The sequence below is a fragment of the Actibacterium sp. XHP0104 genome (assembly GCF_025751515.1).
In the GTDB taxonomy this organism is placed as follows: domain Bacteria; phylum Pseudomonadota; class Alphaproteobacteria; order Rhodobacterales; family Rhodobacteraceae; genus Actibacterium_D.
On record NZ_JAOWLE010000004.1, the window covers coordinates 174,895 to 187,616 of the forward strand.

Consider the following 12,722-nt stretch of genomic DNA (forward strand, 5'->3'; position numbering starts at 1 on the left):
GCACTTTCGGACCTTGAAGCGATGTAAGCGCCCACCCATAGAGTGTCAACGCCGCCGGGTCAGGTGGCCGGAAAAGGAGTTGCCAAGATGCCGAATCTGATGAAATCCGCGATGGTTGCCACGCTGGCGGTCGGCCTTGCCCTGCCCGCCCTGGCCGACGAGCCCACTGCAGACACCGTGATCGCCAGCGTCGGCGGCACCGATATCACCCTGGGCCAGATGATCGTGATGACCGCGCAGCTGCCCGGCGAATACCAGGCCATGCCCGACGACGTGCTGTATCAGGCCGTGCTGGACCAGCTGGTGCGCCAGACCGCCGTCGCCCAGACCATCGAGGGCCAGCTGAGCCGCGAGGCCGAACTGGCGCTGGCCAACGAACGCCTGTCCTTCATGGCCAGCGAGGCGCTAAGCAAGATCGTCGCCGATGCTGTCACCGAAGAGGCCGTGCAGGCCGCCTATGACAAGGAATTCGCCGATATCGGGTCTGAAACCGAATACAACGCCTCGCATATCCTGGTCGAAACCGAAGACGCCGCGAAAGAGCTGAAGGCCGCGCTGGATGGCGGCGCCGATTTCGCCGAGCTGGCCAAGGAAAAATCGGTCGGGCCGTCCGGCCCCTCGGGCGGCGCGCTGGGCTGGTTCGGCGAGGGCGCGATGGTGAAACCCTTCGAAGACGCGGTGCTTGCGCTTGAGGTCGGGCAGATCTCGGAACCGGTGCAGACGCAGTTCGGCTGGCATGTCGTAATTCTGAATGAAACCCGTGCCAAAGAGGCCCCGGAACTGGACCTGGTGCGCGATCAGCTGGTCGCCCAGATTCAACAAGAGGTCGTCACGCAGGCCATTGATGAAATCGTTGAAAAAGCAGATGTTGTGCGCAACGAGCTAGAGATCGACCCCGCGCAGCTGCGCAACCGGGATCTGCTGGCCGAGTAACTTGTTAGGGATAGAGCATGCCCAAGAAAGACAAATCCAAATCCAAGTCCGTCACCAAACGCGAGGTCGAAGCCTTTGAGCGCGAAGTCGCCAAGCTGAGCAAGAAGGTGAAGACCAAGAAGAAGGCCAAGGCCAAAGTCGAGGCGCCCAAGGAAAAGCTGCAGATCATCTCGCCGCTGGCCCCCGCCGGCATGCCCGATCTGCCGATCATCAAGGGCGCCGAGTTTGCCGCCATCGCCGCCGGTGTGCGCTACAAGGGCCGGGTCGACGTGATGCTGGCACGGCTGGCGCCCGGCACGCAGATGGCCGGGGCCTTTACCCGCTCGGCCACCCGCGCCGCGCCGGTGCTGGATTGCGAATCCAAGATCGGCCTGGCCGATGACGGCGCGGGCGCCGCGATCATCGTCAACGCGGGCAACGCCAACGCTTTTACCGGCGACAATGGCCGCAAGGCGGTCGAGGCCGTCACCGCTGGCGTCGCCGCCGCGACCCAGGTGCCGCAAAGCCGGGTGTTCTCGTCCTCGACCGGCGTGATCGGCGAGCCGCTGCCGCATGACCGCATCACCGCCGCGCTGGAAGACCTGACCGCCAACCTGTCGGAAACCGCCATGGCCGACGCCGCCCGCGCGATCATGACGACCGACACCTTCCCCAAGGCCTCGACCGCCAGCTTTGAGATCGACGGCAAGACCGTCAATATCGCCGGCATCGCCAAAGGGTCGGGCATGATCGCGCCCGACATGGCGACGATGCTGGTCTATATCTTTACCGACGCGAAAATCGCCCGCGCCCCGCTACAGCGCATCCTGTCGCGCCTGACCAACGAGACCTTCAACAACATCACCGTCGACAGCGACACCTCGACCTCGGATACGCTGTTGCTGGCCGCCACCGGCCAGTCCGAGGCGCCCGAAATCACCGACATGCGCGCCAAGCCGGCCCGTGATTTCGCCGCCGCGCTGAAATCCGTGATGATGGACCTGGCCCACCAGGTGGTGCGTGACGGCGAAGGCGCCACCAAGTTCATCGAGGTTGCCGTGACCGGCGCCGCCAGCAATGCCGACGCTCGCAAGGTGGCCATGTCGATCGCCAACTCGCCGCTGGTGAAAACCGCCGCCGCCGGCGAAGACCCCAACTGGGGCCGCATCGTCGCCGCCGTGGGCAAGGCCGGCGCCAAGGCCGACCGCGATACTTTGTCGATCCGGTTCGGCGATCTGGTCGTGGCCGAGAAGGGCTGGGTCTCGTCCAGCTATTCCGAGGCCGACTGCGCCGCCTACATGAAGAACCCCGACCTGGTGTTCGGCGTCGACATGGGCCTCGGCCGCGGCAAGGCCACCGTGTGGACCTGCGACCTGACCCATCGCTATATCGACATCAACGCGGATTACCGGTCGTGAAAACGGTTCTGGTCTCGGCGGTTGCGCTGATCGACATTGACGGGCGGGTGCTGCTGGCGCAGCGCCCCGAGGGGAAATCCATGGCTGGTCTGTGGGAATTTCCCGGCGGCAAGGTCGAACCCGGCGAAACCCCCGAGGCCGCGCTGATCCGTGAGCTGCAAGAAGAGCTGGGCATCGACACCTGGCAGAGCTGCCTGGCGCCGCTGACCTTTGCCAGCCACAGTTATGACGACTTTCACCTGCTGATGCCGGTTTTCGCCTGCCGCAAATGGCAGGGAATCCCCCAGGCCCGCGAAGGCCAGGCGCTGAAATGGGTGCGCCCCAATGATCTGCGCAACTATCCTATGCCGCCAGCAGACGAGCCCCTAATTCCCGTATTGCGCGACTGGCTGTAGCGCGCTCGCCGCAATTTCTTACGTTTGCAACGATTTCATGGGCGGATTCCCCAGATCTGCCCAAATAATCGGATGATTTTTCGCAGATTTTGTGTATTGTCTCCAAACTGTCACAAATCTTCATGTTTGCGAAAGTGGGGTCGCACATGATCAGAACGATCACGATCGGAAGCTGTGTTTCGATACAAGGGGCTTTCGTACGCAAGATGGCCAACGGCAACATTCAGGTGCGCGTTGGCGAAAAAATATACGAGGGACGCCCCGTAAAAGGCCGGTCTGCGGCCTGAGGCATTACCACTCATGGAAGACAAAAAGGACGGCCGCGGGGCCGTCCTTTTTCATGTCTGCACTGAGGGCTGCGATCAGTCGAGCTGACGCTCGACCTCTTCGCGCTCGAAAATCTCGATGACATCGCTGGGGCGGATATCGTCGTAGTTTTCAAAGGCCATGCCGCATTCCTGGCCCGACTGCACCTCTTTGACTTCGTCCTTGAAGCGCTTGAGCGTTTTCAGCGTGCCTTCGTGGATCACGACGTTGTCGCGCAGCAGGCGCACACCGGCGCTGCGGCGGGCGACGCCCTCGGTCACCAGACAGCCGGCAACCTTGCCGACGCCCGACACCTTGAAGACCTCTTTGATCTCGGCGTAACCGATAAAGTTCTCGCGGATCTCGGCCGACAACAGGCCAGACGCAGCGGCCTTGATGTCATCCACCAGGTCATAGATGACCGAGTAATAGCGGATTTCCACGCCCTTCTGGTTGGCAGCATTCCGCGCGGGCGCATTGGCACGCACGTTGAAGCCCACGATCGGCGCGCCCGACGCTTCGGCCAGGCCGACATCGGTTTCGGTGATGGCACCCACACCGGCATGCAGCACGCGCACGCGCACCTCTTCGTTGCCGATCTTTTCCATCGCCTGAACGATCGCCTCGGCCGAACCCTGCACGTCGGCCTTGACCAGCACCGGCAGCTCGGAGACGCTTTCGTCTTCCTTGGCCTTGGCCATCAGCTGATCCAGCGTGGTGGCGGCACCGGCAGCGGCACGTTTGTCCTTGGCCGCCTGGTGGCGGTATTCGGCGATCTCGCGGGCCTGCGCCTCGGTCTCGACCACGTTCAGAACATCGCCCGCCTCGGGCGTGCCGTTCAGGCCCAGAACCTCGACCGGAACCGACGGCCCGGCCTCTTGCACACGGTCACCCTGATCGTTGACCAGCGCACGCACCTTGCCCCACTGCTCGCCGACGACAAAGATGTCGCCCTGGCGCAGCGTGCCGTTCTGAACCAGAACGGTGGCAACGGGGCCGCGGCCCACGTCCAGCTGAGCCTCGATCACGGCACCCAGCGCGGCGCGCTTGGGGTTGGCCTTGAGCTCGAGGATCTCGGCCTGCAGCGCGATCGCTTCCAGCAGTTCGTCCAGGCCCTGGCCAGTATGGGCCGAAACCTCGACATCCTGCACTTCGCCCGACATGGCCTCGACGACCACTTCGTGCTGCAACAGCTCGGTCCGCACCTTCATCGGGTCGGCCTGGGGCTTGTCGCATTTGTTGATCGCCACGATCATCGGCACACCGGCCGCCTTGGCGTGGTTGATGGCCTCGATGGTCTGCGGCATGACGCTGTCATCGGCCGCAACCACCAGAACCACGATATCGGTCACCTGCGCACCACGGGCACGCATCGAGGTGAACGCCGCGTGGCCGGGCGTATCGAGGAAGCTCAGCACCGCGCCGCTGTCGGTTTTCACCTGGTAAGCGCCGATATGCTGGGTGATGCCGCCGGCCTCGCCCGCGACAACCTTGGCGTTGCGGATCGCATCCAGCAGCGAGGTCTTGCCGTGGTCGACGTGACCCATGATGGTGATCACCGGCGGACGCGATTCAAGATCTTCGGGCTTGTCCTCGACCGAGTCGATGACCTGTTCCACATCGGCATCCGACACGCGCACGATGCGGTGGCCGAATTCCTCAATGATCAGCTCGGCCGTATCGGCGTCGATCGACTGGTTCTGCGTGACCATCATGCCCATTTTCATAAGCTCTTTGACCACGTCAGCCACGCGTTCGGCCATGCGGTTGGCCAGTTCCGAGACCACGATGGTTTCGGGAACCTGCACATCACGCACGATCTTTTCGCGTTCCTGCGCGCCGCCCATGGCCTTTTGGCGCATGCGCTCTTGCTTGCGTTTCATCGCGGCCATCGACCGCTGACGGCCACCCTCGCCCGACAGGGCCTGGTTGACGGTCAGCTTGCCCGAGCGGCGGTTATCGTCGCGGGCCTTGTTGCCACGCGGACGATCATCGGCGCGCTCGCGCTCGACCTTGCGCGGCGCGGCCTTGGCAGCAGCGCCACCACGGCTGGCCTCGGCTTCGGCATCTGCGGGCGAAGCGGGCGGCTGCTGCGGCTCGGCCGCCTTGGGGGCGGCTGCGGCACGCTTGCGGGCCTCTTCGGCCTCGCGCTTTTCGCGCTCTTCTTCCTCGGCCTTGCGGCGCGCGGCTTCTTCGATCTCGCGCTGCTCGCGTTCCTTGGCCTCGGCCTCTTCGCGGCGGCGCTGGCGATCTTCCTCGCGGCGCTTTTCATCTTCGGCGCGCTGACGCGCCTCATCGGCCTCGTTCGCCTTGGCCGCGGCCAGAGCTTTCAGACGGCGCTCCATCTCGGCATCGGAAATGCCTGCGGGGCGCTTCGAGGGATCCCCCGACTGCGGCGAACCGGCACCGGCCTTTGCCGCGCCCGGCTTGGGCACGACAACGCGCTTGCGCTTGGTCTCGACCACGACATTCTTGGTCCGTCCATGGCTAAAGCTTTGCTTTACCTGGCCAGACCGCGGACCGCCGCGGATACCGAGAGTTTTTTTGCCGTCACTATCGCTCATGTGGTCTTAACACCCTTCCCGGAGGCCTTGCCCCCGCTCACTTTGCGAACGCCCGCAAGTTTGGCAGCATCCTCTACAACACGTCGTGTGAGTCCGCCAGCCGCAAGCGCGCCATGTATCACATGTTCCCGTCCGAAAGCCAAACCCAATTCATCGGCAGTCAGACAGCCTATAAAAACAGACGTATCCGAGGGCAGCCGCAGCTTGGACTTGCCCCTTTCGGACCCGTCACTGGCCTGGATCAGAACGTCGGCGTTCCCCCCCATCAGCCAGTTTTTAACCTTTTCATACCCGGCCACCGCCAGCCCGGCCTTGCGCGCCAGCGAGATCCCCTCGACCACGCGCTTGGCCAGCCCGGCCTCGACCTGGGCAAACAGATCCTCGGGCACGTTGACCGCCTGTTTGGCGCCGCGCGCGAACAGCCGCTTTTTGATCGCGGTTTCCAGCGCGGCACGGTCGGCGGCCACCCAGATGCCCCGGCCGGGCAGCTTGCCCAGCAGGTCGGGCACGATCACGTCGCCCGGGCCAACCACGAAACGGATCAGCCCGGCCTTGGGCTGCACCTCGCCGGTGGCGATACAACGCCGCTCGGGTTCGTCGTGCTTGTTATGTTGGCCACCGCGGCTCATGTTCGTGCCCTCCGGACCTGAGATCAGGCCTCGGCCTCCTCGGTTTCGTCACCCTCGGCCTCGGCATCGTCCTCGGACACCAGATCAGCCGGATCGACCCAGCCCAGCGCGATGCGGGCATTCATGACCAGATCCTGGGCCTCTTGCAGCGACACGTCGAATTTTTCCAGGATGCCGTCATCCTTGGTGCGCTCGCCGTTCACCGTGGTCCAGCCGCCGGCCAGTTCCCAGTCGGCGCAGGTGGCAAAGTCTTCCAGCGTTTTCACGCCGTCTTCGGCCAGAGCCTCTAGCATCTGGGGGGTCAGGCCTTCGAATTCAACCAGGCTGTCCTCGACACCCAGTTCGCGGGCGCGTTCCATCGCCTTCTGGTTCAGTGCGTCGATATGATCGCGGGCGCGGGCCTGCAGCTCTTCGGCGGTGCCTTCGTCGACACCGTCGATCACCAGCAGCTCGTCCAGGTCGACATAGGCGACCTCTTCCAGGCTGGTAAAGCCTTCGGACACCAGCAGCTGGGCAAAGAATTCGTCCAGGTCCAGGCTGTCCATGAACAGCTGGGTGCGCTCGGCGAATTCGGCCTGGCGGCGCTCGGATTCTTCGCTTTCAGTCATGATGTCGATATCAAGATGCGTCAGCTGGCTGGCCAGACGCACGTTCTGACCGCGGCGGCCGATGGCCAGCGACAGCTGCTCGTCGGGCACGACAACCTCGATGCGCTCGGCCTCTTCGTCCAGAACCACCTTGGAAACCTCTGCCGGCTGCAGCGCGTTCACCAGGAAGGTCGGCTGGTCCTCGTTCCACGGAATGATGTCGATCTTCTCGCCCTGCAGCTCGTTCACGACGGCCTGCACGCGGCTGCCGCGCATACCAACGCAGGCGCCCACGGGGTCGATCGAGTTGTCATAGCTGATCACGGCGATCTTGGCGCGCGAACCCGGGTCACGGGCGACGGCCTTGATCTCGATGATGCCGTCATAAATCTCGGGCACTTCCATCTTGAACAGCTCGGCCATGAACTCCGGCGCGGTGCGCGACAGGAAGATCTGCGGGCCGCGGGCCTCGCGGCGCACATCCTTGATGTAGCAGCGGATGCGGTCATTCGGGCGATAGCTTTCGCGGCCGATCTTTTCGTTGCGGCGCAGGATGCCTTCGCCACGGCCGATATCGACGATGACGTTGCCGTATTCCTCGCGCTTGACGACACCGTTGATGATGGTGCCGGCACGATCCTTGAACTCTTCGAACTGGCGGTCGCGCTCTGCTTCGCGAACCTTTTGCAGGATGACCTGCTTGGCCGACTGGGCGGCGATCCGGCCCATTTCCACCGGCGGCACCTCGTCGCTGATCTCGTCACCGATCTGGGGATTTTCGAGATACGGCTTGGCCTGCTCGACGGTCAGCTCTGCCTGATAGTTTTCCAGCTCGTCATCGGCGACAACGGTGCGCACGCGGGTAAAGGTCGCCTTGCCGGTCTTGCGGTCGATCGACACGCGAATGTCCATCTCGGCGCCGTAGCGCGACTTGGCGGCGCGGGCCAGGGATTCTTCCATCGCCTGAACCACCAGATCGGGGTCGATCATCTTTTCGCGGGCCACGGCCTCGGCGGTTTGCAACAGCTCAAGCTGGTTTGCAGAGGTAATCGCCATCACTCACTCCTCCTCGGAAGCGTCGGTTGTTTCAATCTCGTCGAATTGGTCTTCGTCCACGATGCCGGCGGCCTTGCGGGCGCGCAGCATGTCGCGGATCAGATCGTCGGTCAGCACCAGCTTGGCATCCGACAGCCAGTCGAATTTCAGCCCGATGGTCACATCGTCGCCCTGATCCTCGATGGTGATCAGAACCTCGTCGCCCTCGGTGCCGGCCAGCGCGCCCTTGAAGCGGCGGCGCCCGTCGATCAGCTCGGAAGTCTCGATCTTGGCCTCATAGCCGCTCCAGGTGTCGAAATCCTTGAGCCGGGTCAGCGGGCGGTCGATACCGGGGCTGGACACCTCAAGGGTATAGTTTTCCTCGATCGGGTCCTCGACGTCCAGCACAGCCGATACGGCGGTCGAAATCTCGGCGCAATCGTCAACCTCGATCCCGCCCTCGGGACGCTCGGCCATGATTTGCAGCGTATGGGTCTTGCCACCCATCAGACGCAGGCGCACCAGCTCATAGCCCATGCCCTCTAGCACGGGCTGGACAATCTCGGCGAGGCGCCGGTCAATGGCGGCTTTGGCGATCAGGTCGTTCATATGGTCCAAACACAAAAAAACGGGCGCGCGGCCCGTTGAAACTCTCCGGTGGAGCGTCGGGGTGGAAACCAACGCACCGCTGTTGAAGGGGGATATACGCCCGATGCCCCGAGTCTGCAAGGGGCAATCCTAGAACCCCAGCAACCCCGCCTGGCGTTGCACCGCACGGGTGGCGCGGATCAGTTCGGCGGTGATGCCCGGCTCGCTTAGCGCGTGGCCGGCCAAGGGCACCAAGCGCAACTCGGCGCGGCTCCAGCGTTCCGACAGTTTCCACGACGCGGCCGGCGGGCAGACCATGTCATAGCGGCCCTGCACGATGGTCGCCGGTATGTGGCTGATCAGCGGCACGTTGTTCAGGATCTGCTGGTCATGTTCCAGCCAGCCCTGATGGCGGAAATAGTGGTTTTCCAGCCGGGCAAAGGCGCGGGCATAATCGGCCGGGGCCTCGCCCACGGGGCCGTCATGGTCGATCGTGGCCAGCGCGTTTTCCCAGCCGGCCCAGGCGCGGGCAAAGCGGGTTTCCAGCATCCGGTCGCCGGAAAACAGACGCTTGTGATAGGCGCCGATCATATCGGATTGCTCGTCCAGCGGGATCATGCTGGCGAACCGCGACCAAAGATCGGGCCAGAACTGCCCCGCGCCGCCGCCATAGAACCAGTCGAGCTCGGCCCGGGTCATCAGGAACACGCCCCGCAGGATCAGATGCGCCACCCGTTCTGGGTGCGCCTGCGCATAAAGCAGCGACAGCGTCGCGCCCCAGCTGCCGCCGAATACGACCCAGCGGTCGATGCCCAGCGTCTCGCGGATCAACTCGATATCGCGCACCAGGTGCCAGGTGGTGTTGTCGTCGACGCTGGCATGCGGGCGCGAACGGCCACAGCCGCGCTGATCGAACAGCACGATGCGATATTCCTTGGGGTCGAAATAGCGCCGCATCGCCGGGCTGCACCCGCCGCCGGGGCCGCCATGCAGCACCACGACCGGTATGCCGCCGGGGTTGCCGCATTGCTCGACATAAATCTGATGACCGCCGCCAACATCCAGCATCCGCTTGTCGAAGGGCTCGATCGGCGGATAAAGGAGTTGCGTTGCGCTCTTTTGGCCTGCGGACTTGTCCATAACAAATCTATATAGTGCCTCGAAACGCCCGCACAGGGGTGAAACGCGCAAAACCGCGGAGACAGACATGACCACCACGCAAACCACCGTCGATACCGCCGAGGTCGCCAAATTCGAGGCGATGGCCGCCGAATGGTGGGATCCGCATGGCAAGTTCAAACCGCTGCATATGCTGAACCCCTGCCGGCTGGATTACATCACCCGCCAGATCGCCGCCGAGTTTGGCCGCGACCTGACCGCGCCCAAACCCTTTGCCGGGCTGCGCCTGCTGGATATCGGCTGTGGCGGCGGGCTGTTGTCCGAACCGATGGCCCGGCTGGGCGCCACGGTAATCGGCGCCGATGCCGCCGGGGGCAATATCCCCGTGGCGCGCATTCATGCCGAACAATCGGGGCTGGACATCGACTATCGCCACACCACCGCCGAGGCCCTGGCCGCCGACGGCGAACGGTTCGACGTGGTGCTGAACATGGAGGTGATCGAGCACGTGGCCGACCCGCTGGCCTTTCTGACCGCCTGCCGCGACCTGTTGAAACCGGGCGGGCTGCACCTGTGTTCGACCATCAACCGCAACGCCAAAAGCTTCATGATGGCGATTGTGGGGGCCGAATACGTGATGCGCTGGCTGCCCAAGGGCACCCATGAATGGAACAAGTTCATCACCCCCGACGAATTGTTCGATCTGCTGAAAAGGGCCGGGCTTGATCCGGTCGATCGCAAGGGGTTCGTGTTCAACCCGGTCAGCTGGCAATGGTCGATTTCCGACCGCGACCTGGCCGTGAACTATGTCACCGCCAGCCTGCGCCGGGCCGAGGCCTAGCTGTCGCTGGTGCCCAGTTTCTGACGCAGCGCCCGCAACACCGGCAGCGCGGCGCGCACCTTGTCGGCGCCGATATCGTCGACCACCTCGGAAATCAGCGGCGCGATCGCCTGAATCGCCACGTTGCGCGCCTGGATGCCGGCCGGGCTGACCGATACCAGCTTGCGCCGCGCATCGTCCCAGTCGGGGCGGATATGCACGTGGCCGGCCCATTCCAGCTTGTTCAAGGTGTTGGTCATCGCCCCGCGCGTCACGTGAAAGTTCTGCGCCAGCTGCGCGGGGGTGCGTTCCTCGCCCAGGCGGGCCAGATGATTGAGCACCGAGAAATGGCTTAGCTCCATCCCGCGCGGCAGCGCCTTGGTCAGCCGCGACCGTGCCAGCTGATCCGCCATGAACAATTCGCTGAACAGCGAAACGGCTAGATTTTCAGATTGGTCGTTCACAACTGGGGCGCCTTGAAATCGTGATCATGGTTCAAAGAGGGCACGCGGCCCCGCGCTTTGTCTACGTTCGCGGGGTCGAGGTCAACGAAAACCACGCCCTTCTCGGTGCCCGCATCGGCCAGAACCTCGCCCCAGGGCGAAATTGCCAGGCTATGCCCATAGGATTGGCGCGGCCTGCCCTGCCGGATCGCATGATCGCCGGTCTGGGCCGGGGCCAGCACGTAACAGCCGGTTTCGATCGCCCGCGCCCGCAACAGCACATGCCAATGCGCGGCACCCGTCACCGGGTGAAAGGCCGACGGCACCGTCAGTATCCGCGCGCCCGCATGGGCCAGGGCGCGGTAAAGATAGGGAAAACGCAGATCATAACAGACGCTCAGCCCCAGCGCGCCAAAGGGCGTATCGGCTACAACGGCCCGATCACCGGGCCGATAGGCATCAGATTCGCGAAACACCTCGCCATCGCCGATATCGACATCAAACATGTGAATCTTGTCATAACGCGCGGCAATCGCCCCATCCGGCCCGATCAGGAACGACCGGTTAGCGAACCGCCCGTCGGCGTCATCGGTCTTTAGCGCCAAAGACCCGATCAACACCCAGATGCCCAGCGCCGCCGCCTGGTCACGCAGTGCATCCAGGGTGGCATCGTCGGATTCGTGCCGCAGCACTTCATTCTGAACACTGCGGCTGGTCGAGATACAGTTGGTCGCCTCGGGCGTCAGCACGAAACCGGCACCGCCCTCGGCGGCCCGGCTGATCATCGCCTGGGTCTCGGCCAGATTGGCGACAGGATCGTCGCCCGATGTCAGCTGTATCAGCCCGGCCCGCACCGATCAGGCGGCCAGGATCGGGTCAAGCTTGCCAGCCCGGTCCAGCGCATACAACTCGTCGCAACCGCCGACATGCTGCCCGTCGATGAAAATCTGCGGCACGGTGCGGCCACCAAGGGCGCGCTGCGTCATCGCGGCACGCTTGTCGGGGTCGCCGGCCACATCGATCTCGACATAAGACACGCCCTTTTCGGCCAGCAGGATCTTGGCGCGGCGGCAATAGCCGCAGGTGGGGGTGGTATAAATCTCGATGGTTTTCATCTCGGGTATCCTCTGCTTCGCGCCAAGATATAGGGCGTCAAAGCTCTTTCGCAACGCGCGCCAAGACCAGAACCGACACATTTTTCGCACCTGCGGCAAAACAGGCGTGGCTGGCGGCCGTCATCGTCGCGCCAGAGGTCATCACATCGTCGATCAACAGCACATGCCGCCCCGCCAGCCGCCCGATACGACGCGGATTCGCCCGGATCGCCCCGGCCAGATTGGAAAAACGGGCGTCATGGCCCTTGCCGTCCTGGCTCTCGGTGCGGCGCGCGCGAATCAGCAGGTCGGGGCAATGCTCATAGCCCGTGCCCGCCGCGATCCGCGCCGATAGCAGGGCGGACTGGTTATACCGCCGCCGCAACAGCCGCCAGCGATGCAGCGGAATCGGCGCGACCAGCATGCCATCCTGAAAAATCGGCGCCCCCGCCCGCAGCATCCACCCCGCCCCCGGCCGCGCCAGATCGGCCCGGTCGCCATGTTTCAGCGCCAGAACCAGCCGCCGCGCATTGTCCTTATAGACCAGCGCCGCCCGCCCCCGCGCCCACGGGCGATCAAACGTCATGCAATCATCGCAACGCACAGATGTGTCACTATCCTCGCCCGGCAGGGGCACGCCGCAGCAATCACACACCAGCCCGTTGATGAAATGCGTATCGCGCCAACATGGCCCGCACAGGCCGAACGCGCCCTCGACCAGCGCGCCGCAGGAAATGCAGGTCGGCGGATAGATCATCTCAAGCGCGCTTTGCAAATTCATGCGATGCCTTCTACATAGCGGTCAAAGGACA

The 12,722-nt window shown here is 63.9% G+C and carries 13 protein-coding genes; 4 read left to right on the top strand and 9 right to left on the bottom strand.

All coding sequences use genetic code 11. The annotated features are described in order from the left end of the window. The first annotated feature begins 87 nt into the window (after window positions 1–87). From OE856_RS08495 to mutT, 3 genes are all read left to right on the top strand, one after another. Entirely contained in the window at window positions 88–933 is an 846-nt protein-coding gene (locus OE856_RS08495) for a peptidylprolyl isomerase (RefSeq protein WP_263715649.1), read from the top strand. 191 nt (window positions 934–1,124) lie between these two features. Then, complete coding sequence (gene argJ, locus OE856_RS08500) at window positions 1,125–2,330, top strand: bifunctional glutamate N-acetyltransferase/amino-acid acetyltransferase ArgJ (RefSeq protein WP_412174876.1); 1,206 nt, start codon at window positions 1,125–1,127, stop codon at window positions 2,328–2,330. Continuing rightward, window positions 2,327–2,725, top strand: a complete 399-nt coding sequence (mutT, locus tag OE856_RS08505) for an 8-oxo-dGTP diphosphatase MutT (RefSeq protein WP_263715651.1) — start codon at window positions 2,327–2,329, stop codon at window positions 2,723–2,725. The genes argJ and mutT overlap by 4 nt, the downstream gene beginning before the upstream one ends. A gap of 362 nt (window positions 2,726–3,087) precedes the next feature. Here mutT and infB read toward each other — a convergent pair whose 3' ends face one another. The 5 genes from infB to pip all read right to left on the bottom strand — a co-directional run bounded on the left by infB (window position 3,088) and on the right by pip (window position 9,574). Next, a complete protein-coding gene (gene infB, locus OE856_RS08510; RefSeq protein ID WP_263715652.1) occupies window positions 3,088–5,595 on the bottom strand; it encodes a translation initiation factor IF-2 in 2,508 nt (835 codons plus the stop codon). Further along, window positions 5,592–6,224 (bottom strand): RNA-binding protein, encoded by a 633-nt coding sequence (locus OE856_RS08515; protein ID WP_263715653.1) that lies wholly within the window; start codon window positions 6,222–6,224, stop codon window positions 5,592–5,594. The genes infB and OE856_RS08515 overlap by 4 nt, the downstream gene beginning before the upstream one ends. Before the next feature lie 23 nt (window positions 6,225–6,247). After that, the gene (gene nusA, locus OE856_RS08520) at window positions 6,248–7,867 is read right to left on the bottom strand and encodes a transcription termination factor NusA (protein WP_263715654.1); all 1,620 of its coding nucleotides are present in this window, start codon (window positions 7,865–7,867) and stop codon (window positions 6,248–6,250) included. A 3-nt stretch (window positions 7,868–7,870) separates the two neighbouring features. Continuing rightward, complete coding sequence (rimP, locus tag OE856_RS08525; protein WP_263715655.1) at window positions 7,871–8,455, bottom strand: ribosome maturation factor RimP; 585 nt, start codon at window positions 8,453–8,455, stop codon at window positions 7,871–7,873. A 129-nt stretch (window positions 8,456–8,584) separates the two neighbouring features. Then, complete coding sequence (pip, locus tag OE856_RS08530; protein WP_263715656.1) at window positions 8,585–9,574, bottom strand: prolyl aminopeptidase; 990 nt, start codon at window positions 9,572–9,574, stop codon at window positions 8,585–8,587. Between the two features lie 67 nt (window positions 9,575–9,641). Here pip and ubiG point away from each other — a divergent pair, with 67 nt between their 5' ends. Next, window positions 9,642–10,394, top strand: coding sequence for a bifunctional 2-polyprenyl-6-hydroxyphenol methylase/3-demethylubiquinol 3-O-methyltransferase UbiG (gene ubiG, locus OE856_RS08535; RefSeq protein ID WP_263715657.1), 753 nt, complete (start codon window positions 9,642–9,644; stop codon window positions 10,392–10,394). Here ubiG and OE856_RS08540 read toward each other — a convergent pair. Genes OE856_RS08540 through OE856_RS08555 form a run of 4 tightly spaced genes read right to left on the bottom strand, consistent with a single transcriptional unit; the run spans window position 10,391 to window position 12,691 of the window. After that, window positions 10,391–10,786, bottom strand: a complete 396-nt coding sequence (locus tag OE856_RS08540; RefSeq protein WP_412174877.1) for a MarR family winged helix-turn-helix transcriptional regulator — start codon at window positions 10,784–10,786, stop codon at window positions 10,391–10,393. The two genes, ubiG and OE856_RS08540, sit on opposite strands and share 4 nt — an antisense overlap. 47 nt (window positions 10,787–10,833) lie before the next feature. After that, window positions 10,834–11,670 (bottom strand): carbon-nitrogen hydrolase family protein, encoded by an 837-nt coding sequence (locus OE856_RS08545; RefSeq protein ID WP_263715659.1) that lies wholly within the window; start codon window positions 11,668–11,670, stop codon window positions 10,834–10,836. A gap of 3 nt (window positions 11,671–11,673) precedes the next feature. Beyond that, window positions 11,674–11,931, bottom strand: a complete 258-nt coding sequence (gene grxC / locus OE856_RS08550; protein ID WP_263715660.1) for a glutaredoxin 3 — start codon at window positions 11,929–11,931, stop codon at window positions 11,674–11,676. 37 nt (window positions 11,932–11,968) lie between these two features. Then, the gene (locus tag OE856_RS08555) at window positions 11,969–12,691 is read right to left on the bottom strand and encodes a double zinc ribbon domain-containing protein (RefSeq protein WP_263715661.1); all 723 of its coding nucleotides are present in this window, start codon (window positions 12,689–12,691) and stop codon (window positions 11,969–11,971) included. Window positions 12,692–12,722 lie beyond the last annotated feature (31 nt).